Origin of the sequence: Micromonospora arida, from assembly GCF_042873195.1 — a bacterium.
Classification (GTDB): Bacteria; Actinomycetota; Actinomycetes; order Mycobacteriales; family Micromonosporaceae; genus Micromonospora; species Micromonospora arida.
In genome coordinates, this window is the sequence record NZ_JBIALC010000009.1 from 1 (window position 1) to 24,498 (window position 24,498).

The window sequence follows — 24,498 nt, forward strand, 5'->3', positions numbered from 1 at the left end:
CATGAGGGGTAGCTCCTTCGGGGGTAGAACACCCGACCGCCAAAAGGGGGGGCGGCGGCAGGGTGTGAGCACCTCGTCCGGCGCTGCACAAACAAGGGGAAAGTCTTCGAGGTCGGCGTCTCGACGAGTGAGGGCTCGTGGCGCCGGGTCCCTGTGTAACGACCGGGGGGCCGGGGTCATTCCGGGGCTGGCCCATCCCGTCGGCACCCTCATCGAGGCGGTGCCTGCGGCCGTTCGTGGGGATCGTAACGACCGGGCGGAGGCCGCCATTCCCATCTACGACCAGGCCCCAGAAGGTCAGGGCGGCGGGTCGGTGGTGCTGCGATCGTCAGAATGTGTAACGACCCCGGGCCAGCCATGATTCCAGCCCACGGGTGCGCCCGACCACAACCCACATCGCCCATAGGCCGACAAACGTTTCAGGCGGCGCAGGGCTCTGGCCATGAAATCACCCCTCTCCCGAGTGATCCACTCGCGTACATGAAAGTCGGGGTGTCCCGAACGCCCGGACACCGCGATATCAAGGAAGTCGAGCTGATCAAAACCCCTGAAGCGTCGCGGATTGGACAGATCGCGTCAGATCAGTCAGAACGCCCATAGGGCTCCGCGCGGCCGCCGGTCCTGCCGCCGCTGCCCCGGGCGTGGGTGGCTCTGTCTCGGGCGTGGCCGGCCCTGGCCCGGGCGTTGCGGCTCTGCCGGCCTCTGCTGACGTTTGACCCGGAAACTGTCGGCTCGGCCCAGTCGCCACAGTCACCCTGATCGTCGCCGGGCTGCCGTGTCGCTGTGCTGCCGCCGCCACTGAACGGACTGACGGATGCCCTGCTCAGGGCCGGAAAATCGGTTGAGTTGACGGGGTTGGTGCCGGCAGGCTGAGGTCTCCGCCCCCCACGTCCCGGAGGACTTTCATGCGCCTGCTCCGTGATCTGTGGGGCACTTCGACCCGTCGTGTGACGATCGTGGCCGTCCTGATCGTGCTGGGCGCTGCGGGGCAGGCGGGTGCGTCGGCGCTGGCCGGCGCGGTGCTGGTGCATCGTTCGGCCGGCTTCTTCGCCGTACTGGCCGCGGCCCTGGTCGCCGTGGTCCTCAGCGACCTCGCGGTGAGCCTGCTGATGGCCGGCCTGACCGCGGACTGGTCCGCGGACGTGCGTCGCCGGCTCTGCCGTGTCGCTCTCGGGCAGGACCTGCCCACCTTGGAGACCACTCCGGTGGGCGAGTTGCTGGACCGGATCGACGGGGACGTCTACCAGGTGGCGTCGGCAATTCGTAACCAGGGCACCCGGCTCGCCCAGGGCCTTTGCGTCGGTCTGTTGTCGATGGTCGTTGCGGTGTTCGTGTGGTGGCCGGCCGGGGTCGCGATGCTGCTGCTCACTGTGGTGCTCGCGGTCGGCCTGCGCCGGCCCACGGCGCGGATCGGCCCGGCCCGGATGGCCGAGGAGGAGGCGTGGTCCGACCTGGCCGCCGTGATGGAGGAGGCGGTGCACGGCCAGGACGACGTACGCACCAGTCTGGCGCGGCCGTACGTGCTGCGGTTGTACGCCCGGCGGGCCTCCGCCGTGCTGTCCCGTGGCCTGGTGGTCTGGGTGCTGTCCGCCCGGGTGGCGACGGTGGCCACCGCGACGATCCGGGCGGGCATCGGCGCGGTGGTGCTCGGCGGTGCCTGGGCGTTGGCCACCGGCCGGATCGACGCCGCCCGGCTCACCGCCATCTGGCTGCTCGCCCTGGCCTTCGGGGCGACCGCGGAACACGTCAGCCGGATGGTGCCGGAGATCCAGGAAGCGCTGGGCGCGTGGGCGCGGGTGCAGTTGCTCTACAAGGCCCGGCAGGAGCCGGTCGGCGGGGCCAGCCCGAGCGAGGGTGACCTGCGCATTCGGGACCTGACATTCGGGTACGGGGAGAGTGACCGGGGGGCCGCGCTGCGCGGGCTCAGCCTCACCTTCGCGCGCGGTCGTTCGTACGCGCTGATCGGGCGGACCGGTTCGGGCAAGTCGACGCTGGCGAAGGTGCTCACCCGGGCGGTCGACGTGCCGCCGGGCACTGTCTTCCTCGGCGGCACCGACCTGTGCGACCTCGACGTCGAGCAACTGCGCCGCTGGGTGGCGTTGGTGCCGCAGCGCACCGAGATCCTGGCCGGCACGCTTGCCGAGAACGTGGCGCTCTTCGACCCGGAGTTGCTCGACGCGGCGGCTCGGGCGCTCGACGAGCTGGGCCTGGCCAGCTGGATCGCCGAGCTGCCGGACGGGTTGACGACCCGGCTGGGGGAGGGCGGGCATGTGCTCTCCGCCGGTCAGGAGCAGTTGGTGGCGTTCGCCCGGATCCTGGTCCGGGAGCCGCACGTGGTGATCCTCGACGAGGCCACCGCTCGGCTGGACCCGGTCACCGAGGCGCGGGTGCAGCGGGCCACCGAACGACTGCTGCGCGACCGGATCGGCATCGTCATCGCGCACCGACTCTCCTCCGTGCGCCGCTGTGACGAGGTGGTCGTCCTGGCCGACGGCGCGGTGGTCGAGGCCGGTCCACTGGAGACGTCGACGCGCTTCGCCGAACTCCTGGCGACCAGCCACGCCGCCGCGTACGCGACGGTGGTGCCGGCCGGTCGCACCGGCGTCGGCACGGACCTGCTGGTCGGGCCCGGCCCGGCCGACCCCTGGCCGAGCGAGCCGGCACCCGCGCGGGCCGAGCCGAATGGGCAGACCGCGCGGGCGACAGCGCCGGACGGCCCGCAGGGCGCGGTCGGGCCGGTCCGGGCCGACCCACCGCCGCTGCCGCCGGTGCCGCCGGCCCGGACGCTGCGGGAGATCTTCCGACTCTGCACCAACGATCCCCGGTACGGTGCGGCCGCGATCGTGCTGTTCCTCGGGCTCAGCCTGCTCGGGCTGGACGGCCCGGTGCTGCCCTGGCTCTGGGCGGACCTGGTCGACGGGACGGGCAACCCGTACCTGCCGGCGGTGGGGATCGTCGCCGGGTTGCTGGTCACCCTGCCGCTGCCGTTCTACACCCACGTCTGGTTCCCGCAGTGGTGGGTGCGGCAGATGCTGCGGATCGGCCTTCGCCTGGTGCACGGCCAGACCGGGCCGCGCCGGGTCAGCTCACACACCCCCGCCGAGGTGGTGGCGCAGGGCGGGGACACCGAACGGGTGGTCCAGCTCGCCGACAACGTGCTGGACCAGGCCGTCGCGCTGGTGCTCGTGGTCGCCATGACGGCGGTCACCGGCAGCGTCGTACCCGGGCTGTTCTTCCTCGGCACGATGGTCGTCTCCGGGCTGGCCGCGACGTTGTTCGGGCCGAAGCTGGAGCGTGCGGCCCGGGCGACGGTGGCGGCGCGGGCCTCCTTCGCCACGGCGCTGGTCTCCGCGCTCTCCGCGGCGCGGACGGTGAAGCTCGCCGGCGCGACCACGGCGGTGCTGCGCCACCTGGCGGGCCTGGACGTGCTGCGCAGCGACCGGCAGCGGCGGGAGATCTCGGTGCAGGTGTGGGCGCGCTCCACACCGTCGATGGCAAGTGGGCTGTTGCCGATCGGCGCATGGGCGCTCTACCTGAACGGCTCGCTCTCCGCCGGGGCGGTGCTGGTGGCCGTCTCCACCCTGGGCGCGGCCCGCTGGTTCGCCTGGACGACGGCGTCCTTGATCTCGCAACTGCCCTCGGCGCGGGTCTGGACCCGGCGCACGGCGGCGATGACCGGGGTGAGCGCGTACTCCGCGGGGGTGCCGGAGGTCGACCTGACCGCCGGGACGGCGCCCGCGCCGACCATGCCGCCCCGGCATCCGCTGCGCCGGCTGGAGCTGCGCGGCTTCGGGGTGGTGCACTCCGACGGCACGGTGGCCGTCCGGGACGTGGACCTGACCGTGCAGCGGGGGCAGTTGGTGCTGGTCGTCGGGCCGGTGGGGTCGGGCAAGTCCTCGTTGCTGCGCGGGCTGGCCGGGATCGTGCACCACACCGGCGAGCTGGCCTGGAACGGTGACCCCGTCACCGAGCCGGAGCTGTTCCTGCGTCCCAACCAGGTCGGCTACGTCGGTCAGTTGCCCCGGGTGCTCTCCGGCACGGTGGCCGACAACATCGCCCTCGGGCACCAGGTGGACGCGGCGGGGGCGGTCAGCACCGCCCAGCTCGACCATGACCTGGCCGCTGCCGGTGGTGGGCTGGGCCTGCTCATCGGGCACAAGGGCACCCGGCTCTCCGGCGGGCAGTTGCAGCGGTTGGCGCTGGCCCGGGCGCTGGCCCCGCGTACCGAACTGCTGGTCGCCGACGACGTGTCGTCGGCGCTGGACGTCACCACCGAGCTGGCGCTGTGGGAGGCGTTGCGCGGCCACGGGGTGACAGTTGTCGGCTCGACCGCGAAGCGCGCCGCGTTGGTCCGGGCCGACCACGTGGTGGTGCTGCTCGGCGGCACGGTGGCCGCTCAGGGCACCTGGCAGGACCTGGAGGGCGACTGGTCGCACCTGGCCGGCTGATCGACGGTCGGGCGGCCGCTCACGTGGTGGCCGCCCGACCGGTCGGGATCAGGAGGCGCGGGCGTACTGGGCGGGGCCGGAGTACGCGACGCCGAGCTTCGCGGCGGCCCGGCGCGGCCAGTACGGGTCGCGCAGCAACTCCCGACCCAGCAGCACCAGGTCGGCTTCGCCGCTGGCGACGATCTGCTCGGCGTGCTCGGGCTCCACGATGAGGCCCACCGCGCCGGTCGGAACGCCGGCCTCACGGCGGATCTGGGCGGCCAGCGGCACCTGGTAACCCGGGCCGAGTGGGATGCGCTGGTCCGTGCTCACCCCACCGGAGGACGCGTCGACCAGGTCGACGCCGACGCCGGCCAGTTCACCGGCGAGCACCACGCTGTCCTCGATCGTCCAGCCGCCCTCGACCCAGTCGGTGGCGGAGATCCGGGTCAGCACCGGCACGTCCTCGCCGACCGCGGCGCGCACCGCGCGGGCCACCTCCAGGGAGAGCCGCATCCGGGCGGCCCGGTCGCCGCCGTAGGAGTCGGTGCGGTGGTTGGTCAGCGGCGAGAGAAACTCGTTGAGCAGGTATCCGTGGGCGGCGTGGATCTCCACGGCTGCGAAGCCGGCGTCCAGCGCGCGTTGGGCGCCGGCCGCGAACGCCTCGACCACACCGGCGATGCCGGCCTCGTCGAGGCTGGTGGGCGTCCGGTAGTCGGCGGTGAACGGCTCCGAACCGGGGGCGACGGGCGTCCAGCCGCCCTCGGCGTCCGGCACGCCACCGCGCTCGGGTGCCCACGGCCGGTAGGTGGAGGCCTTGAAGCCTGCGTGCGCGAGCTGCACTGCCGGCACCGCGCCGTGGGCGGCGACGAACGCGGTCACCGGCCGCCAGGCGTCGACGTGCGCGCCGGACCAGAGGCCGGTGTCCTGCGGGCTGATCCGACCCTCGGGGAGTACAGCGGTCGCCTCGGTGAGCACCAGGCCGGCTCCGCCGACCGCGCGGCTGCCGAGGTGGATCAGGTGCCAGTCGGTGGGCAGGCCGTCGGGGCCGGCGGAGTACTGGCACATCGGTGCCATGGCGATCCGGTTGGGCACTGTGACCCCGCGCAGGGCCAGGGGAGTGAACAGGGAACTCATGGGGTCATCCTCTCCGACACGGCGACGGGCCCCCGGGGAGAGGGGCCCGTCGCCGTACTGGTGAATCGATCAGGCAGGAACAGGGCTGAGCTCGGGCCGGGTGTCGGCTACCGGCTCCGGGTCGGTCAGGTCACGCCGGCCGGCGGACTCGTACGCGGCGCGGTCGAGAGTGCCCTCGCGGGCGGCGACCACGGTCGGCACCAGCGCCTGCCCCGCGACGTTGGTGGCGGTGCGGATCATGTCCAGGATCGGGTCGATGGCCAGCAGCAGGCCGGCGCCGGCCAGCGGCAGGCCCAGCGTGCTGAGGGTCAGGGTGAGCATCACGATCGCGCCGGTCAGGCCGGCGGTGGCCGCCGAGCCGACCACCGAGACGAAGGCGATCAGCAGGTAGTCGCCGATGCCGAGGTCAACGCCGAACACCTGGGCCACGAAGATCGCGGCGAGGGCCGGGTAGATGGCGGCGCAACCGTCCATCTTCGTGGTGGCGCCGAAGGGCACCGCGAACGAGGCGTACTCGCGGGGCACGCCGAGTCGCTCGACGGAGCGCTGGGTCACCGGCATGGTGCCGACCGAGGAGCGGGACACGAAGCCCAGCTCGATCGCCGGCCAGGCGCCGGCGAAGAAGCGCAGCGGGTTGAGACGGCCGGCCAGGATCAGCACCAGCGGGTAGACCACGAACAGCACGATGGCGCAGCCGACGTAGACGGCGGTGGTGAACTTCGCGAGGGGGGCCAGCAGGTCCCAGCCGTACGAGGCGACGGCGTTGCCGATCAGGCCGAGGGTGCCGATCGGGGCGAGCCGGATGACCCACCAGAGCGCCTTCTGGACGATCTCCAGCAGGGAGCGGTTCAGCGCCACGAACGGCTCGGCGGGCTCGCCGACCAGCAGGGCCGCGGCACCCACGACGACGGCGAGGAAGACGATCTGGAGGACGTTGCCCTCGACGAACGCGCCGACCGGGTTGGTGGGCACGATGCCGGTGAGGAAGTCGGTCCACGAGCCGGTGTTCTTCGGCGGGGCCGCACCACCCAGGTCGAGGGTCACGCCCCTGCCCGGGTTGGTGAGCAGGCCGAGGCCGATGCCGATGCTCACCGCGATCAGGGCGGTGATGCCGAACCACATCAGGGTCTTGACGGCGAGCCGGGCGGCGTTGGCGACGCCACGCAGGCTGACCACGCTGACGACGATGGCGGTGAAGACCAGCGGCGGCACGGCCAGCTTGAGCAGTTGGACGAAGAGGCTACCGACGGTGTGCAGGGTGCTGGTCAGCCAGCTCAGGTCGTTGCTGCGGGCAAGGAAGCCCAGCGCGACGCCGAGTACGAGGCCGAGCAGGATCTGCACGGAGAAGGGAATTTTGCGCAGGCTGAAGGGCATGAGGATGTATCCAATTGTCCGGTCCGATCGGGGCAGGCCTGGGAACGCGGCTAGCCCGGACAGATGCCACTGGCCTGCAGTCGGAGATCGACATACAGGCGGACAGTGAGGCCCCAGACATTGGTCATCGCTGGCCGACGATACGCCGATTCCCGCTCATCGGAAGGACCGGACGCCGTGAGGCTCCTTACAGAGGGCCAGCGCGGTGGCGGTGCCCAGGCCCCACAGCACCGCGAGGGCCAGGATCAGCCGTTCCAGCACCCCCACCACCGGGCCTCGACCGAGCACGAGCATCGCCAGCCCCACCGTGGCACAGAGAGGCAGGGCCAGCGCGGCGGCGAAGCCGGCCAGCCGACGCACCGTCCGGCCGGCCGGCCCGGAGACGGCCAGCGTGATCATGGCGAAGACCACCGCCGCGGTCGCCGCGATGCTCGCGCCGCCGTGCACCAGGTCGGCCGTCGTCGCGCGCTCGAACGGCGGCAACGGGCAGCCGCCGGAGCAGGTCACCGCCCCCGACACGGCAGTGAACACCGCCCCGGTGGCGAGCAGCGCCGGGGCCGCCGCCCACACCCCCGGGGGCAGCGCCGCGCCGATCAGCAGTAACGCGCCGGCAAGGGCCAGGATCCCGATCCGGTACGTAGCGGCGTGGGCGCTGCCGGCGATGCCCGCCTCGCTGACGTACCCGGTGAACCCTGGACCGGGACCGGCGACCACGGCGAGCGTCACCGCCACCGCACCGGCCAGGGTGCAGCCGGCCGCCGCGGACCCGGCGACCCGACGGGCGACCTCGCCGCGGGCCCTCGGCACGGTCGGGGCGGCCGGCCGACCCGGCTCAGCCACGCCCGTGCGGCGTGCTCCAGCCGGACTCGTCCGGCCCGAGTGGCACGATGCCGCTGGGATTGATCTCCCGGTGCGTGCCGTAGTAGTGCCGCTTGATGTGGTCGAAGTCCACCGTCTCGCCGAAACCCGGCGTCTGGAACAGGTCCCGGGCGTACGCCCAGAGCACCGGCATCTCGGTCAGCTTGTTGCGGTTGCACTTGAAGTGCCCGTGGTACGCGGCGTCGAAGCGGACCAGCGTGGTGAACAGCCGCACGTCCGCCTCGGTGATCGCGTCGCCCATCAGGTAGCGCTGCCCGGACAGCCGCTCGGAGAGCGCGTCCAGCCGGGTGAAGAGCGTCCGGAAGGCCTCGTCGTACGCCTGCTGGGAGGTGGCGAACCCGCACCGGTAGACGCCGTTGTTCACGTCGGTGTGGATCTCGGCCATCAGCGCGTCCATCTCGGGGCGCAGCTCTACCGGGTACAGGTCCGGCGCCCCCGCACGGTGCAGCGACCGCCACTCGGTGGAGAAGTCGAGGGTGAGCTGCGGATAGTCGTTGGTGACCACCCGGCCGGTCAGGGTGTCGACGAGCGCCGGCACCGTCACCCGGCCGGTGTAGTCCGGGTCGGTGGCCAGGTACGCCTCGGACAGGAAGCTCACGCCGAGGACCGGGTCGAAGCCGTCCGGGTCGAGGGCGAACGCCCAGCCCCGCTCGTCCCTGATCGGGTCGACGGTGCCCAGCGACATCGCGTCGTCCAGCCCGAGCAGGCCACGCACGATCCTCGCCCGGTGCGCCCACGGGCAGGCCCGGCACCAGATCAGCCGGTAACGGCCGGCCTCCAGCGGCCAGCGGTCCTGCTCGTCCGGGCCGCCGCCGGGTGGCGAGGTGGAGTCGGCGGTGACCCGACCGGTGAACCGGTTCGGCTGGCGGACGAACGCTCCGCCGCCGCTGGTCTCTGCGCTGAACTGGGCCCGGGCCATGCCGTCAACCTATCCGCTGCCGACGCGGATATCCTGGCGGCCGGCAGCCCCCGTGACCCGGTGGGCGTGCCCCACCCCCGCCGTCTGCACCCCCTAAGGACTCGCGATGACCGTGGCATACCTGGTGGCCGGTGTCCGTACCCCGATCGGCCGGTACGCGGGCGCGCTGGCCGGCGTCCGCCCCGACGACCTGGCCGCGCACGTGATCCGGGAACTGGTCGCCCGGCACCCGTCGGTGGACTGGGCGCGAGTCGACGACGTCGTGCTCGGCTGCGCCAACCAGGCCGGCGAGGACAACCGCAACGTGGCCCGGATGGCGGCGCTGCTGGCCGGCCTGCCCGAGGAGGTGCCGGGCAGCACTGTCAACCGGCTCTGCGGCTCGGGCCTGGACGCGCTCGCCACCGCCGCCCGGTCCATCGTCGCCGGGGACGCGGAGCTGGTGATCGCCGGCGGGGTGGAGAGCATGAGCCGTGCGCCGTTCGTCATGCCGAAGGCGACGTCGGCGTACTCCCGCTCGGCCGAGGTGTACGACACCACTCTGGGCTGGCGGTTGGTGAACCCGTTGATGCGTGACGGGTGGGGGGTCGACTCGATGCCGGAGACGGCGGAGAACGTGGCCGCCGAGTACGGCGTGAGCCGGGCCGAGCAGGACGCCTTCGCGTACCGATCGCAGCAGCGTGCGGCCAAGGCGCAGGCCGACGGCCGGTTCGCCGAGGAGATCGTGGCGGTGTCCGTGCCGGCCGGCCGTCGGGAGACCCGGCTGGTCGAGGTCGACGAGCACCCCCGGGAGACCTCGCTTGCGAAGCTGGCCGCGCTGCCCACCCCGTTCCGCGACGGCGGCACGGTGACCGCGGGCAACTCCTCGGGCGTCAACGACGGCGCGGTCGCGTTGCTGGTGGCCAGCGAGGCGGCGGTCGCCCGGTACGGCCTGACCCCGCTGGCCCGGATCGTCGGCGCGGCGGCGGCCGGTGTGCCGCCCCGGATCATGGGCATCGGCCCGGTGCCGGCCACCCGCAAGCTGCTCGACCGCGTCGGCGTCGAGGTGGGCGCTGTGGACGTGGTGGAGTTGAACGAGGCGTTCGCCGCGCAGTCCGTGGCGGTGTTGCGGGAGTTGGGGCTGCCCGTGGACGCCGACCACGTCAACCCGAACGGTGGCGCCATCGCGCTGGGGCACCCGCTCGGCGCCAGTGGTGCGCGGCTGGCGTTGACCGCCGCCCTGGAGCTACGCCGTCGCGGCGGCCGCCGGGCTCTGGCCACCATGTGCATCGGCGTTGGTCAAGGCATCTCGCTGTTGCTGGAGTCAGCGGCCTAGAGTGGTCCACACCACACGACCCGCGGGTCGACCGGTGCCCACGCGTGCCCGCTGCGCGCCCCGACGCCGGTGCCGTCCCGCGCCGCGGCGATGAACTGGGGAGCACGCTGATGCCGGACGGACTGCCGACCGAGATCGATCTGACCAGGCCGAGCGCGGCCCGGGTGTACGACTACTTCCTGGGTGGAGCGCACAACTTCGAGATCGACAGGCAGTTGGCGGAGCAGATCGCCAGCATGACCCCGAATCTCGCCGCCACCATGCGCTCCGGCCGGGAGTTCCTGCGCCGGGCCGTCCGGGTGCTGCTCGACGCCGGCATCGACCAGTTCCTCGACATCGGCTCCGGAATTCCCACAGTGGGTAACGTGCACGAGGTGGCGCAGGGGGTGAACCCCAAGGCCCGCGTCGTGTACGTCGACATCGACCCGGTGGCGGTCGCGCACAGCCGGGAGTTGCTGGCCGGCAACGAGCTGACCGGAGTCATCCACGCCGACCTGCGTGAGCCGGAGCGGATCCTCACCGAGACCCGACAGCTCGGGCTGATCGACTTCAGTCGCCCGATGGGCATCCTGCTGGCCGGGGTGGTGCACTTCGTCCCGGACGCCGACCAGCCCGAGGCGATCCTGGCCACCCTGCGGGCCGCCGCCGCGCCGGGCAGCTTCCTGGTCGTCTCCCACTCCACCTTCGAGGACCAGCCGCAGGAGATGCTGGACGCCCAGCGCCTCTCCGCCCGCACCGCCACCGAGATCACCCTGCGCTCCCGCGCTCAGGTCACCAGCTTCTTCGGCGACTGGACCGTGCTGGAACCGGGCGTGGTGCACATGCCGCTCTGGCGCCCGGACTCACCGTCCGATGTGGACGAGCACCCGGAGCGTTTCGGCGCCTTCGGGGGCGTCGCCCGGTACGACCAGCCCGCCGGCTGATCTCGTGGCCGCCGTCCCGGACCCCGCCGGGGTTGATTCCGGCCGGGACCCCGCCGGGGTCGATTCCGGTCGGGCGGACGCCCAGGGGTACGCCGCCGACTGGGCCCGCGCCGTGCGCCGACTCGGTTTCGTGCCGCTCAGCGTGGCCGAGACCGAGCGGCTGCTGCTGGCGCACACGATCCGGCTGGCCCAGGCGGTACGGTCGGAGCCGTTCAGCGCCGAAGCGGCCGAGGAGGTCGGGCGGGCCCTGGTTGAGGCGCACCTCACCGAGCCGCAGGCCCTGGAGTGGACGCTGCACGCGCTCGGTGCGACCTTCGGGCGTCGGGTGCTGTCCGACGGTGACCGGCCGGCCGACCTCGCCGAGCGGATCGCGACGGTGCAGGGCGGGCTGGCCGCCGGGTTCGCCCGGGCGCTGCGCGACCGCACCTTCAGCCAGCAGGAGCGGATCGCCCGGTCCGCCTGGCAGGCGCGCGACGAGGTCGAGCAGGCGCTACGCGAGAGCGAGGCACGGTTCCGGGCGGTGTTCACCGGCGCCGCGATCGGGATCGGGATCGCTGGCGTGGACGGTCGGATCATCGACGTCAACCAGGCGTTCGCCGACATGCTCGGCTACTCGATCGAGGAGCTGCGCGAGACCAACGTGGCAGGGCTGGTCCACGCCGACGACGCGGCCGGGATGTGGGAGCTCTATCAGGAGATGATCGAGGGGAAGCACGACGCGGCCCGGGTGGAGAAGCGTTACTACCGCAAGGACGGCACGACGGTCTGGACGGACCTGGCCGTCTCGTTGATCCGACACGAGGGTCGACCCCGATTCACCGTCGCGATGATCGAGGACATCACCGAGCGGTACGAACTCCAGCAGCGGCTGCGCTTCCAGGCGCTGCATGACCCGCTGACCGGGCTGCCCAACCGGACGCTGTTCTTCGAGACGTTGGGACGGGTGCTCGACACCGCGGACGCCGGGCAGCGCGTCGGGGTCTGCTTCCTCGACCTGGACGGCTTCAAGGCGATCAACGACAGTCTCGGTCACGACCTCGGTGACCGGCTGCTCGTGATGATCGGCCGACGGCTGGCCGCGTGCGTGGCCGACCACGGCCACCTGGTCGCCCGGATGGGGGGCGACGAGTTCGTGATCCTCGTCGACGGGGGCGACGACACCGACGACCCGGTCTCCGTGGCGGAAGCGGCGCTGGCCGCCGTCGCGGCCCCGGTCCACGTCGGTGAGCACCAGTTGGCCGTCTCGGCCAGTGCGGGCATCGTCCAGTGCCCGGCCTCGGAGACCAGCGCGTCCGAGCTGATGAAGGCCGCGGACACCACGCTCTACTGGGCCAAGGCGGCGGGCCGGGGCCGGTGGGCGGTCTACGACCCCGAGCGCGGTGCCCGGGACATCGCCCGCTCGGCGCTGGTCGCCGGGCTGCCCGCCGCGCTGGAGCGGGGCGAGTTCGTGCTGCACTACCAACCGATCGTGTCGCTGCTGGAGGGCACCATGCTCGCGGTGGAGGCGTTGGTCCGTTGGGAGCATCCTGAGCTGGGCCTGATCGGGCCGGACCGGTTCATCGGCCTGGCCGAGGAGACCGGCCTGATCGTCCGGCTCGGCGAGTGGGTGCTGCGGCGGGCCTGCGAGGACGCCGAACGGTGGTGGCGGGAGTTCCCCGACGCCAGGCTGGTGGTCAGCGTCAACCTGGCCGCCCGGCAGGCCGACGAACCGGCCATCGTGGACACCGTCGCCGACGCGTTGCAGACCAGCGGGTTGCCCGCGGAGCTGCTTCAACTGGAGCTGACCGAGAGCGCCGTGATGGGCAGTGCCGGTGAACCCCTGCGCAGCCTGCACCGGCTCGCCGCGCTCGGCGTCCGGCTGGCCGTGGACGACTTCGGCACCGGGTACTCCAACCTGGCGTACCTGCGCCGGTTGCCGATCCACTGCCTGAAGCTCGCCGGTCCGTTCGTCGAGGGCATCCGCGCGGACGGGACCGACGTGGCGGCCGACCATCGCGACGAACGGATCGTCGACGCGTTGGTCCGGTTGGCGCACGCCCTGGAGTTGTGGGTCACGGCCGAGGCGGTGGAGACGGGCGTGCAGGCGGAACGGCTGCGGGCGCTGCGCTGCGACACCGGGCAGGGCCGATACTTCGGTGCGCCAGCCCCGGCCGACGTGATCACCGCCCGGCTGCGGCCCGGAGCGTTGGCGTGAGTGGGGGACCGCTCCGGTCCGAAGGGTGGCGACGGAGGATGGCGGCGTGGACCTGACGGACTCGCAGACGGCGGTGACCGTGGTGGCCGGGCTGGCCATCCTGGCCGGGTTGGCCGGCGTGGTGGTGCCCGGTCTGCCGGCGCTGCCGCTGTGCTGGGGCGGCGTGCTGCTCTGGGCGGTCTTCGGCGGCGCCGGCCTGGGTGGCTGGGCGGTGTTCGCCGCCGCCACAGTGGTCGCCGGGGGTGGCGTCGTGATCAAGTACGCGTGGCCGGGCCGGAACCTGAAGCGCACCGGTGTGCCGACGTCCACGCTGCTCGCTGGCGGGGTGCTCGGCATCATCGGGTTCTTCGTGGTGCCGGTCGTCGGTCTGGTGCTCGGCTTCGTCGCCGGGGTGTGGGCGGCCGAACGGCTCCGGCTGGGCAGTAACCAGCTCGCGTGGCCCTCCACCGTGCAGGCCCTGAAGGCCGCCGGCCTGTCGATGCTGGTGGAGTTCCTGGCCTGCCTCCTGGTAGCGGCCCTCTGGGTAGCCGGCCTCCTCCTGACCTGACCCAGGCATTTCCCGCGTTGATCAAGAGCTTTCGGTCAGGCACGGCCGGAAATCTGACGCAAACCTCTTGATCACGAGGGGGAGTGGGGCGCGGGGCACTTTTCGGGTACGGCGGAAGGGCCGTACGTGAGAGAGAGGCGTGCCCCGCGCCACCGGGTCGGGCGGTCCGAGCGCCCGGGGTGGGCCCTTGTCGGGCCTGGTCACTGGTCCAGGATGCCGGCCGGGGCGGCCGGTCGGCAACGCAATTAGCCCGACGGGAGTGAGAATCCCACCGACTACGTATTGACCGCCTTGATCCGCCGGGTCGACACTTTGCCCACTCGCACGCGGAACCACCTCAGGGAGGTGTGCAGTGGCCACGACGCCCGTGCCGACCGCCGAGCAACCTTTGGACGACGACGCCCGACGGCTCGCCGAACTCGGCTACAAACAGGAGTTGCGCCGTAAGTGGAGTGGCTTCTCCAACTTCGCGATCTCCTTCTCGATCATCTCGATCCTGGCCGGCTGTTTCACCACCTTCGGTCAGGCGTGGAACAACGGCGGGCCGGTCGCCATCTCCTGGGGCTGGCCGCTGATCTCGCTGTTCATCCTGATCATCGGCTTCTGCATGGCGGAGCTGGTGTCGGCGTACCCGACCGCGGGTGGGATCTACTGGTGGGCGGCCACCATGGGCCGCCCGGTGCACGGCTGGTTCACCGGCTGGCTGAACCTGATCGGTCTGGTGGCGGTCACCGCCTCGGTGGACTACGGCTGTGCGACGTTCCTCAACCTCACCCTGTCGGCGCTCTTCGACGGCTGGGCCGGGACGTTGCGTCAGGCGTTCGTCCTCTTCGTGATCATCCTGGTGCTGCACGGGCTGATCAACATCTTCGGGCACCGGATCATCGACGTACTCCAGAACGTCTCGGTCTGGTGGCACGTGGCCGGCGCGGCCGTCGTGGTCGCCATCCTGGTCTTCGTACCCGACAACCACCAGAGCTTCCAGTTCGTGTTCACCGAGCGGTTCAACAACTCCGGGTTCGGCGACGGGGACATCGGCGGGCTGACGTTCTGGTTCTACGTGCTGCCGCTGGGCTTCCTGCTGACCCAGTACACGATCACCGGCTTCGACGCCTGCGCGCACGTCTCCGAAGAGACCCGGGGTGCCTCCCAGGCTGCGGCCCGCGGACTCTGGCAGTCGATCTTCTACTCGGCGGTCGGCGGCTGGATCCTGCTGCTGGCGTTTCTCTTCGCGGCCACCGACGTCGAGGCGGTCAACGCCGCGGGCGGCTTCTCCGGCGCCATCTTCGAGTCCGCGCTGACCCCGGTCTTCTTCAAGATCGTCATCATCATCTCGACCATCGGCCAGTTCTTCTGCGGCATGAGCTGCGTGACCTCGATGAGCCGGATGGCGTACGCGTTCAGCCGGGACCGTGCCGTACCCGGATGGCGGCTCTGGTCGAGGGTCGACCGCAACGGCACCCCGGTCAACGCGATCATCGGCGCCACCCTGGCCGGCCTGGTGCTGACCCTGCCGGCGCTGTACGAGAGCTCCGCCGGTATCCCGATCGCCTTCTACGCAGTGGTCTCCGTCGCGGTGCTCGGGCTCTACCTGTCGTTCCTCATTCCGATCGCGCTCCGACTGCGGATAGGCGACCGGTTCGTCCCGGGACCGTGGACGCTGGGGCGCAAGTACAAGCCGCTCGGCTGGATCGCGGTGATCGAGATCGCGATCATCGCCGTCTACTTCGTGCTGCCGATCGTGCCCGCCGGAGTGCCCGGCAACGACGAGTTCACCTGGTCGGCGGTGAACTACGCGCCGCTCGCCGTCGGCGGGGTGCTACTGCTGGTCGCCGTCTGGTGGTACGCCTCGGCCCGCAAGTGGTTCACCGGCCCGGTTCGTACCGTCGAGGAACCCGCGGTGGCAGCCGACCCGGCGCGGGCCGACGGCCCGGTCTGATCGACACCCGGCGGGACGGGCGGTGCGGCCGTCCCGCCGGCCGTCGGACGGGTTTGCCGCACGTGCCGCCGGGGGCATTGACGGTGATCCGGTTTGCCAGTAGACCTTGGTGATGGAGGCCCGCGAATGAGGAAAGCTCCGCTCACGCTGGAACAACTGCGGGTCGCCGTCGCCGAGGGTGAGATCGACACCGTGGTGCTGGCCCTCGTCGACATGCAGGGCCGGTTGCAGGGCAAGCGGTTCCACGCGCCCTTCTTCCTCGACCAGGTGGTGGAGGGCGGCAGCGAGGGCTGCAACTACCTGCTCGCCGTGGACGTCGACATGAACACCGTCGACGGGTACGCGATGTCGAGCTGGGAACGCGGCTACGGCGACTTCGCGATGGTGCCGGACTTCGCCACGTTGCGCCGGGTGCCCTGGCAGCCCGGCTCCGCCCTGCTGCTGGCGGACCTGACCTGGCTCGACGGCTCGGGTGACGTGGTCGCCTCGCCCCGGCAGATCCTGCGCCGGCAGCTGGACCGGCTGGCCGAGCACGGGCTGACCGCGTACGCCGGCACCGAGTTGGAGTTCGTGCTGTTCCGCGACTCGTACGAGGACGCCTGGCAGCGTGGCTACCGCGACCTCACCCCGGCCAACCAGTACAACGTCGACTACTCGCTGCTCGGCACCGCCCGGGTTGAGCCGCTGCTGCGCCGCATCCGCGTCGAGATGGCCGGCGCCGGGCTCACCCCGGAGAGCGCCAAGGGCGAGTGCAACCTCGGGCAACACGAGATCGCCTTCCGGTACGACGAGGCGGTGGCCTGCGCTGACCACCACGTCATCTACAAGAACGGCGCCAAGGAGATCGCCGCCCAGGAGGGGATGGCGATCACCTTCATGGCCAAGCCGAACGAGCGGGAGGGCAACTCCTGCCACATCCACTTCTCACTGCGGGACCAGTCCGGCTCGTCGGCGATGCTCGGCGACGGACCGGTGCACCTGTCGCAGACCGGGCAGCGGGTGCTCGCCGGGCTGCTGGCCACCATGCGGGAGTTCAGCCTGCTCTTCGCCCCGAACATCAACTCCTACAAGCGCTACCAGCCGGGATCGTTCGCCCCGACCGCGCTGCGCTGGGGTGTCGACAACCGCACCTGCGCGCTGCGGGTGGTCGGGCACGGGCAGGGCATGCGCGTGGAGAACCGTGTGCCCGGCGCTGACGTCAACCCGTACCTGGCGATCGCCGGGCTGGTCGCCGGGGCGTTGCACGGCATCGACGGCGAGCTGGAGCTGGGTGCGGAGTGCACCGGCAACGCGTACGACGACCCGGAGGCCGAACGCGTCCCCGGCACGTTGCGCGACGCTCTCGCCCTGTGGGAGGAGTCGACGGTGGCCCGCGAGGCGTTCGGCCCCGAGGTGGTGGCCCACTACGCCAACCAGGCGAGGGTCGAGCTGGCCGCCTTCGACGCCGCTGTGACGGACTGGGAGCTCAAGCGTGGCTTCGAACGCCTCTGACCACGTGCGGATGGAGGTGGCGGTGTGACGGTTCTGGTGGATCCGGCGCGCGGGGTCGGGTTTCGGGAGGTTGCTGCGGCCTCTGTGGACGAGGTTGACGCGGCCATCGCGCGGGCGGCAGCCGCATTCGAGACCTGGCGTCAGGTGGGGGCGGGGGACCGGGCCCGGTTGCTGCGGCGGTTCGCCGCCGTGGTCGACGCGCATCTGGACGAGTTGGCAGTGCTGGAGGTGCGCAACTCCGGGCACACCGTCGGCAACGCCCGGTGGGAGGCGGGCAACGTCCGCGACGTCCTGGACTACTACGCCGGCGCGCCCGAGCGCTTGACCGGGCGGCAGATCCCGGTGCCCGGCGGGTTGGACGTCACCTTCCACGAGCCACTCGGTGTGGTCGGCGTGATCGTGCCCTGGAACTTCCCGATGCCGATCGCCGCCTGGGGGTTCGCCCCGGCGCTCGCCGCCGGCAACACCGTGGTGCTCAAGCCCGCCGAGTTGACCCCGCTCACCGCACTGCGCCTGGCCGAGTTGGCCCGCGAGGCCGGCCTGCCCGACGGCGTCTTCACCGTCATCCCGGGTGAAGGCTCGGTGGTGGGGGAGCGGTTCGTCACCCACCCGGCGGTCCGCAAGATCTGCTTCACCGGCTCCACCGAGGTCGGCACCCGGATCATGGCCGGCTGCGCCGCCCAGGTGAAGCGACTCACCCTGGAATTGGGCGGCAAGAGCGCGAACATCGTGTTCGCCGACGCCGACCTGGAACGCGCCGCCGCGACCGCGCCGGGCGCGGTCTTCGACAACGCCGGCCAGGACTGCTGCGCACGGTCGCGGATCCTGGTCCAGCGTTCGGTGTACGACCGGTTCCTGGAACTGCTCGAACCGGCGGTACGCGCGGTGCGGGTGGAGGACCCGTCCCGCGACACCGCCGAGATGGGCCCGCTGATCTCCGCCGCCCAACGGGACCGGGTAGCCGGTTACCTCGCCGGGGCGACTGTAGCTTTCACCGGCTCCTGCCCCGACGGCCCCGGGTTCTGGCACGCGCCCACCGTGCTGCTGGCCGACTCGCCGGCCGACCGGCACTGGCGGGAGGAGATATTCGGCCCGGTGGTCTCGGTGCTGCCGTTCGACGACGAGGCGGACGCGGTCCGGCTCGCCAACGACACCGAGTACGGCCTCTCCGGCTCGATCTGGACCCGGGACGTGGGTCGGGCACTGCGCCTGGCCCGCGCCGTCGACTCGGGCAACCTCAGCGTCAACTCGCACTCCTCGGTGCGCTACTGGACCCCGTTCGGCGGGATGAAGCGCTCCGGGCTCGGCCGCGAGCTGGGCCCGGACGCGCTGCACTCCTTCACGGACGTCAAGAACGTGTTCATCGCGACGGAGGAGTGACGCCAGTGCAGGGTCGGTTGCAGGACCGGGTGGCAGTGGTCACCGGAGCGGGCAGTGGCATCGGGCTGGCCACCGTGCGGCGGTTCGCCGCCGAGGGGGCCCGGGTCGTGTGCGTGGACATCGACGCGGCGGCCGGTACGAAGGCCGCCGAGGAGTGCGGCGGAGAGTTCGTGGCCACCGACGTGGCTGACGAGTCGGCGGTCCGCGACCTGTTCGACGGGGTGGCCGACCGGCACGGCCGGGTCGACATCGCGTTCAACAACGCCGGCATCTCACCGCCGGACGACGACTCCATCCTGGACACCGGCCTGGACGCGTGGGAGCGGGTGTTGCGGGTCAACACCACGAGCGTCTACCTGTGCTGCAAGTACGCCATTCCGCACATGCGTCGACAGGGCAAGGGCTCGATCATCAACACGGCCTCGTTCGTGGCGTTGATGGGTGCGGCCACGTCGCAGATCGCGTACACCGCGAGCAAGGGCGGGGTGCTGGCGATGACCCGGGAGTTGGGTGTGCAGTTCGCCCGCGAGGGCATCCGGGTCAACGCCCTCTGTCCGGGCCCGGTGGCCACCCCGTTGCTGCTGGAACTCTTCGCCGCCGACCCGGAGCGGGCCGCCCGTCGGCTGGTGCACGTGCCGATGGGACGCTTCGGGCAGCCGGAGGAGATCGCCGCCGCCGTGGCGTTCCTGGCCAGCGACGACGCCTCGTTCATGACCGCCGCGCAGTTCGTGGTCGACGGCGGCATCACGGGCGCCTACGTCACGCCGCTGTGAGCGCGACGAGTGAGCCGGGTTTGCGAGACCCGCAGTCGCGAACCCGGCCAGCCCGGAGCCGGCGGCCGCTGATCGGGGTCAGCGCGTACGTCGAACCCGCCGACTGGGCGGTCTGGCGGGGTGTGCGGGCGGTGCTGGTGCCCGAGGCGTACTCGCGGGCGGTGGCGGCCGCGGGTGGCCGGGCGGTGGTGCTGCCACCGGACGACGTGGACGCGGACGTGGTGGCCGTCCTCGACGGGTTGCTGTTGGCCGGTGGCGCGGACGTCGGCCCGGGGCGGTACGGCCAGTCGCCCGAACCTCGTACCGAGGATCGGCCGGACCGGGACGCCGGCGAGTTGACAGTGTTGGCCGCCGCGCTCGCCGCCGAGGTGCCGGTGCTGGGCGTGTGTCGGGGGATGCAGTTGCTCGCGGTCGCGTACGGCGGCACGCTGCACCAGCACCTGCCCGATGTGGTGGGTCACGAGGCGCACCGCCCGGCGCCGGGCGTGTACGGGGCGCACGCGGTGCGGTTCGCGCCGGGGAGCCTGGCCGCCTCGGTGCTGGCCGGGGTCGACCAGGTCAACTCGTACCACCATCAGGCGGTCGCCGATCCTGGCCGGCTCACGGTGACCGGTTGGGCGGGGGACGGCGTGGTCGAGGCGGTGGAGGACCCGGCCCTGCCGTTCGTGCTCGGAGTGCAGTGGCATCCGGAGAACGAGTCGGATCCCCGCCCGATCACTGCGTTGGTGCAGGCCGCCGGCCGGCGGGTGTGACTGAGATCGCCCCCGCCCGTCGATGGCACCGGTGGGAGGATCGGCACATGGGCAAGGTTTATCCGGAAATCGACGGCCGACTGCGTGACTTCATCGTGGCGCAGCCGCTCTTCTTCGTGGCGACCGCCCCGTCGGGGGTCGAGGGGCATGTCAACGTGTCTCCGAAGGGCATGCGGGGCACGTTCGTGATCCTCGGCCCGCACCGGGTGGCCTACCTCGACTATCACGGCAGTGGGGCGGAGACCATCGCCCACCTGCGGGACAACGGCCGGATCACGCTGATGTTCTGTGCCTTCGACGGTCCGCCGAAGATCGTCCGGTTGCACGGTCGGGGCAGCAGCGTCGCGGTCACCGAGGACGCCTTCGCCGATCGGCTCGCCGAGTTTCCCTCGCCGCCGGACGTGCACGCCGTCCGGGCGGTCATCACCGTCGAGGTGGAGCGGGTCAGTGACTCCTGCGGATACGCGGTGCCCTTGATGGACTTCCGGGCCGAACGTGATCTGTTACTCGTCTCACACTCTCGCCGCAGCGCCGATGATCTGGTCGCCTACCGGGTCACCAGGAACGCGGCAAGCATCGACGGTCTGCCGGTCTTCTGACTCGTCAGAGCGTTCCGGCCGCCGCTGTTCGACGCCGCCGTTCACCCGCGCTGTCCGGTGCCCGACTACCCAGGCTTCCGTAAACAGCGTCCGTCGCTCGTGATGCGTTACGTTCCTGGTCCGCTGGGGTACAAGTCGGAGCACGGCGGGTGAAGATCAACGGTCGAGGGGTACGGCCGGAGCGGGAGGCTGCATGAGCTCGGCCCAGGGGGGCGCGGACATCGGGCATCCCGCCCTGTCCGGTCACGAGACCCCGCCGATGCTGGCGGCCGCGTTCGCGGCCGGCGGCGAGATGGGCGAGCGGTTGGCCTCCTTCGACTGGTCCTCCGGGCCGCTGGGTGAGCCAGGTCAGTGGCCCCCGACGCTCTCCAACGCGGTCGGCATGATGCTCGCCTCCAGCGCGCCGATCGTCATGTTCTGGGGCGACGAGCAGTTGGCCTTCTACAACGACGCCTACCGGCCGACCATCGGCGGCAAACACCCGGACGTGATCGGCCAACCGGCCCGCGCGAACTGGGCGGAGACCTGGTCGGTGCTCGGCCCGCTGCTCGACAGCGTCCGGAGCACCGGCCGCTCCTACCGGGGCGAGGACCATCCCTTTCTGCTGGACCGTTACGGCTTCGTCGAGCAGACCTACTTCAACGTTTCGTACGACCCGATCCGGGGAGACGACGGCTCGGTCAGTGGCGTCTACTGCATCGTCAGCGAGACCACCGGGCGGGTGCTCGGCGAGCGTCGACTGCGAGCGCTGTCCGAGCTGGGTGCCGAGCTGACCGATATCGGCAGCGCCACGGAACTGGGTCGGACCGCCGCCGGGGTGCTCGGCCGGCACCGGGCGGACGTGCCGTTCGCCCTGATCTATCTGGCTGACGACAACGACCAGCTCACCCTGGCCGGCTGCACCGGCACCACCCCGCCCGCCGTCGATGTCACCGCGCAGTTGGTGGCCCGGCTGACCCCCGACGGCGCGCCCGCCACGATCGAGGTGGCCGCTCTGCTCGACGCGTCGCCTGTCGACGCCGCCGACCAGGCCCTCGTGCTGCCGCTCACGGCGACCAACCAGACGGTCGGCGCGCTGGTCGTCGGCGTGGCCCGTCAGCTGCCGCTCAGCGACGACTACCGCGACTTCCTCGGCCTGGTCGCCGCCCAGATCTCCCGGGCGGTCGGCACCCAGCGGGCGTACGAGCAGGAACGGGCCCGCGCCGCCGAGTTGGCCGCGCTGGACCGGGCGAAGACCAACTTCTTCGCCAACGTCAGCCACGAGTTCCGCACCCCGCTGACCCTGGTGCTCGGCCCGCTGGAGGACATGCTGGCCGACCCGGAGCTGCCCGCCACCGAAACCGACCGGCTCACCATGATGCACCGCAACGCGCTGCGCCTGCTCAAGCTGGTCAACACAGTGCTGGACTTCTCCCGACTGGAGTCCGGTCGGCTCGCCGCCCGCTACCAGCCCACCGACCTCGCCGGTTACACCGCCCGGCTGGCCAGCACCTTCCGCTCGGCCACCGACCGGGCCGGGTTGCGACTGGTGGTGGACTGTCCGCCGCTGCCGACGCCGGTCTTCGTCGACCGGGACATGTGGGAGAAGATCGTCCTCAACCTGGTGTCGAACGCGGTCAAGTTCACGTTCGACGGCGAGATCCGGGTGCGGATCCGGGCCGTCGAGGGCGCGGCCCGGCTGGAGGTGACCGACACCGGCGTCGGCATCGTGGCGGACGAACTGCCGCACGTCTTCGAACGGTTCCACCGGGTGCCCGGCGTGCGGGCACGCACCCACGAAGGCACCGGCATCGGCCTCGCGCTGGTCCGGGAACTGGTCGAGATGCACGGCGGTGAGGTCGGGTTGACCAGCACTGTCGACGTGGGCAGCACCTTCACGGTGACCGTTCCGTTCGGCTCGGCGCACCTGCCGGCGGACCGGGTGGCGGCGTTCGACCCGCTGCCCGTGGGTGAGCCCGAGCAGGCCCGGCTCTTCGTGGCGGAGACCGCGCTGTGGGCCGGTGTCGCGTCGGCACCCGAGCTCGACCGGCAGCCGGCGAAGGGCACCTCGGCTGGCCGGATCCTGGTCGTCGACGACAACGCCGACCTGCAGGAACACGTCAGTCGGCTGCTCTCCCCGACCTGGGACGTGGTCACCGCGAACGACGGGCTGGATGCCCTGCCGCTGGCCCGCGAGGGCGGGTTCGACCTGGTGCTCACCGACGTGATGATGCCCCGGCTGGACGGGTTCGGGCTGGTGAGCGCGCTGCGCGCGGACCCGCGTACCCGGCATGTCCCGATCGTGCTGCTCTCCGCCCGCGCCGGCTCCGCGGAGGCCGTCGCCGGTCTCGCCGTCGGCGCCGACGACTACCTCACCAAGCCGTTCTCCGCCCAGGAGCTGATCGCCCGGGTCCGGGCCAACGTCGAGCTGGGCCAGCTGCGCGGGCAGATCATCCGCCGGCTCCGGGCGCTGGCCGACGCGGCGGTGGCGGTGAACACCGCCCGATCCACCGCCGATGTGGTCCAGGTCGCCGCCCGGCACGCGTTGAGCCTCGCCCAGGCGGCTCGGGTGGTGGTCACCGCCGCCGAGGCGCGCTTCGAGGCGGACGGCGGCGGCACCGCCGCCGCCGACCCGTCCTTCGTGACCGAGCTGACCGGCACGACCGGCAAGCAGCTCGGTGAGCTGCAGGTCTGGCGGGCAGCCGGCGACGAGGCGCAGGCCGACGACGCCGCGTTGACCCAGCTGGCCCGGCTCGTCGGAGTGCGACTGGAGAACGCCCAGCTCTACGAAGCCGAACACCGCATCGCCACCACCCTGCAGCACAGCCTGCTGCCCCGGTCGCTGCCTCAACTGCCCGGCGCGGTGGTGGCCAGCCGTTACCTGCCCGGCAGCGCCGACGTCGAGGTCGGCGGCGACTGGTACGACGCGATCGCGCTGAACGACGAGCTGGTGCTGGTCATCGGCGACGTGGTCGGTAAGGGAGTCCGGGCCGCCGCGGCGATGGGGCAGCTGCGCAACGCGCTGCGGGCGTACGTGCTGGAGGGCTTCGATCCGGGTGAGTCGCTGACCCGGCTCAACCGGCTGGTCGGCTCCACCGAGGGCCGCTCCTTCGCGACGGTGGTCTGCCTGCTGTTCAACCCACGCACGGGTCGACTGCGGTACGCGAGCGCCGGTCACCCGTCCCCACTGTTGATCACCGGAGGTGACGTGGCGTTCCTGCACGACCGGGCGCTCGGTCCACCGGTCGGCGCCCTCCCCAACACCACGTACGAGTCGGTCGAGGGCGAGTTGCCGGCCGGCACTCGACTGCTGCTCTACACCGACGGGCTGATCGAGGACCGTCAGCTCGGCATCGATGCCTCACTGGCCCAGCTGCGCATCGACGCGGCCAGCCCGAGTGAGCACGTGGTGGACCTGATCGACGCGGTCGTGGAGCGGGTCACCGGACGGCCGCGCCGCGACGACGTGGCGGTTCTCGCCCTGGAGGCGACGGAGCTGAACCGCTTCGCGCTGCGGCTACCGGCGGACCCGACCCGGCTCAGCATGCTCCGAAAGCGGCTGGAGGACTTCCTGGTCGCGCACTCCGTCGGCGAGACCGACCTGTTCGACCTGACCGTTGCCGTCTCCGAGGCCGCCGCCAACGCCATCGAGCACCCGGTCCACCCCGCCGAGACCATGATCAGCGTGGAGGTGGCCATCGAGGATCGGACGGTGACGGCCACGGTGCGCGACAGCGGGCAGTGGCGGGAGTCGACCGGCTCCGGCTTCCGGGGCCGCGGCCTGGACCTGATCAGAGCGCTGGGCGAACTGTCGGTACGGCGTACCGCTGAAGGCACCGAGGTGACGCTGCGCCGGCAGTTGCAGGACTGACC

Annotated in this window: 16 protein-coding genes; 12 read left to right on the plus strand and 4 right to left on the minus strand. The window is 71.8% G+C overall.

The genetic code is table 11. The annotated features are described in order from the left end of the window. Positions 1-905 precede the first annotated feature (905 nt). Positions 906-4,448 (plus strand): ATP-binding cassette domain-containing protein, encoded by a 3,543-nt coding sequence (locus ACFYP0_RS24010; protein WP_124856432.1) that lies wholly within the window; start codon positions 906-908, stop codon positions 4,446-4,448. Positions 4,449-4,496: 48 nt separating this feature from the next. On the opposite strand, the gene ACFYP0_RS24015 is transcribed toward ACFYP0_RS24010, so the two are convergent. The 4 genes from ACFYP0_RS24015 to ACFYP0_RS24030 all read right to left on the minus strand — a co-directional run bounded on the left by ACFYP0_RS24015 (position 4,497) and on the right by ACFYP0_RS24030 (position 8,736). After that, positions 4,497-5,564 (minus strand): NADH:flavin oxidoreductase/NADH oxidase, encoded by a 1,068-nt coding sequence (locus ACFYP0_RS24015; protein WP_124856434.1) that lies wholly within the window; start codon positions 5,562-5,564, stop codon positions 4,497-4,499. A gap of 69 nt (positions 5,565-5,633) precedes the next feature. Further along, positions 5,634-6,926, minus strand: coding sequence for a dicarboxylate/amino acid:cation symporter (locus ACFYP0_RS24020; protein ID WP_208741079.1), 1,293 nt, complete (start codon positions 6,924-6,926; stop codon positions 5,634-5,636). A 168-nt stretch (positions 6,927-7,094) separates the two neighbouring features. After that, a complete protein-coding gene (locus tag ACFYP0_RS24025; protein WP_124856438.1) occupies positions 7,095-7,778 on the minus strand; it encodes a DUF998 domain-containing protein in 684 nt (227 codons plus the stop codon). Further along, positions 7,771-8,736 carry a glutathione S-transferase family protein gene (locus ACFYP0_RS24030; protein ID WP_124856440.1) on the minus strand — a complete coding sequence of 322 codons (966 nt, stop codon included), beginning with the start codon at positions 8,734-8,736 and terminating at the stop codon, positions 7,771-7,773. Before ACFYP0_RS24030 ends, ACFYP0_RS24025 begins: the two co-directional genes overlap by 8 nt. Before the next feature lie 106 nt (positions 8,737-8,842). On the opposite strand from ACFYP0_RS24030, the gene pcaF reads away from it, so the two are divergent. The 11 genes from pcaF (at position 8,843) to ACFYP0_RS24085 (ending at position 24,496) form a co-directional block, all read left to right on the plus strand. Then, positions 8,843-10,048, plus strand: a complete 1,206-nt coding sequence (gene pcaF, locus ACFYP0_RS24035) for a 3-oxoadipyl-CoA thiolase (RefSeq protein ID WP_124856442.1) — start codon at positions 8,843-8,845, stop codon at positions 10,046-10,048. 110 nt (positions 10,049-10,158) lie between these two features. Then, entirely contained in the window at positions 10,159-10,971 is an 813-nt protein-coding gene (locus ACFYP0_RS24040) for an SAM-dependent methyltransferase (RefSeq protein WP_355500549.1), read from the plus strand. A 4-nt stretch (positions 10,972-10,975) separates the two neighbouring features. Then, a complete protein-coding gene (locus ACFYP0_RS24045; protein ID WP_386997644.1) occupies positions 10,976-13,165 on the plus strand; it encodes a putative bifunctional diguanylate cyclase/phosphodiesterase in 2,190 nt (729 codons plus the stop codon). A gap of 46 nt (positions 13,166-13,211) precedes the next feature. Next, positions 13,212-13,712, plus strand: a complete 501-nt coding sequence (locus ACFYP0_RS24050) for a DUF456 domain-containing protein (protein WP_124856448.1) — start codon at positions 13,212-13,214, stop codon at positions 13,710-13,712. Between the two features lie 352 nt (positions 13,713-14,064). Next, the gene (locus ACFYP0_RS24055) at positions 14,065-15,651 is read left to right on the plus strand and encodes an amino acid permease (RefSeq protein ID WP_356976908.1); all 1,587 of its coding nucleotides are present in this window, start codon (positions 14,065-14,067) and stop codon (positions 15,649-15,651) included. A gap of 126 nt (positions 15,652-15,777) precedes the next feature. Next, on the plus strand, positions 15,778-17,142 hold the full coding sequence (locus tag ACFYP0_RS24060; RefSeq protein WP_386997647.1) for a glutamine synthetase family protein: 1,365 nt from the start codon (positions 15,778-15,780) through the stop codon (positions 17,140-17,142). A 33-nt stretch (positions 17,143-17,175) separates the two neighbouring features. After that, positions 17,176-18,522 (plus strand): aldehyde dehydrogenase family protein, encoded by a 1,347-nt coding sequence (locus ACFYP0_RS24065; protein ID WP_386997767.1) that lies wholly within the window; start codon positions 17,176-17,178, stop codon positions 18,520-18,522. Positions 18,523-18,527: 5 nt separating this feature from the next. Further along, on the plus strand, positions 18,528-19,295 hold the full coding sequence (locus ACFYP0_RS24070) for a 3-oxoacyl-ACP reductase (RefSeq protein ID WP_030489498.1): 768 nt from the start codon (positions 18,528-18,530) through the stop codon (positions 19,293-19,295). A gap of 20 nt (positions 19,296-19,315) precedes the next feature. Beyond that, positions 19,316-20,047 carry a gamma-glutamyl-gamma-aminobutyrate hydrolase family protein gene (locus tag ACFYP0_RS24075; RefSeq protein ID WP_124856456.1) on the plus strand — a complete coding sequence of 244 codons (732 nt, stop codon included), beginning with the start codon at positions 19,316-19,318 and terminating at the stop codon, positions 20,045-20,047. 47 nt (positions 20,048-20,094) lie between these two features. Continuing rightward, positions 20,095-20,646 (plus strand): pyridoxamine 5'-phosphate oxidase family protein, encoded by a 552-nt coding sequence (locus tag ACFYP0_RS24080; RefSeq protein WP_124856458.1) that lies wholly within the window; start codon positions 20,095-20,097, stop codon positions 20,644-20,646. A 193-nt stretch (positions 20,647-20,839) separates the two neighbouring features. Further along, positions 20,840-24,496: a SpoIIE family protein phosphatase gene (locus ACFYP0_RS24085; RefSeq protein WP_124856460.1), complete on the plus strand. Its 3,657-nt coding sequence runs from the start codon at positions 20,840-20,842 to the stop codon at positions 24,494-24,496. Positions 24,497-24,498: the final 2 nt, after the last annotated feature.

Excerpts from the sequence above, each read along its gene's own strand:
- ACFYP0_RS24015 (WP_124856434.1), bottom strand. The coding sequence starts at position 5,564 with ATGAGTTCCCTGTTCACTCCCCTGGCCCTGCGCGGGGTCACAGTGCCC.
- ACFYP0_RS24040 (WP_355500549.1), top strand. The coding sequence starts at position 10,159 with ATGCCGGACGGACTGCCGACCGAGATCGATCTGACCAGGCCGAGCGCG.
- ACFYP0_RS24080 (WP_124856458.1), top strand. The coding sequence starts at position 20,095 with ATGGGCAAGGTTTATCCGGAAATCGACGGCCGACTGCGTGACTTCATC.
- ACFYP0_RS24030 (WP_124856440.1), bottom strand. The coding sequence starts at position 8,736 with ATGGCCCGGGCCCAGTTCAGCGCAGAGACCAGCGGCGGCGGAGCGTTC.
- ACFYP0_RS24060 (WP_386997647.1), top strand. The coding sequence starts at position 15,778 with ATGAGGAAAGCTCCGCTCACGCTGGAACAACTGCGGGTCGCCGTCGCC.
- pcaF (WP_124856442.1), top strand. The coding sequence starts at position 8,843 with ATGACCGTGGCATACCTGGTGGCCGGTGTCCGTACCCCGATCGGCCGG.
- ACFYP0_RS24010 (WP_124856432.1), top strand. The coding sequence starts at position 906 with ATGCGCCTGCTCCGTGATCTGTGGGGCACTTCGACCCGTCGTGTGACG.
- ACFYP0_RS24085 (WP_124856460.1), top strand. The coding sequence starts at position 20,840 with ATGAGCTCGGCCCAGGGGGGCGCGGACATCGGGCATCCCGCCCTGTCC.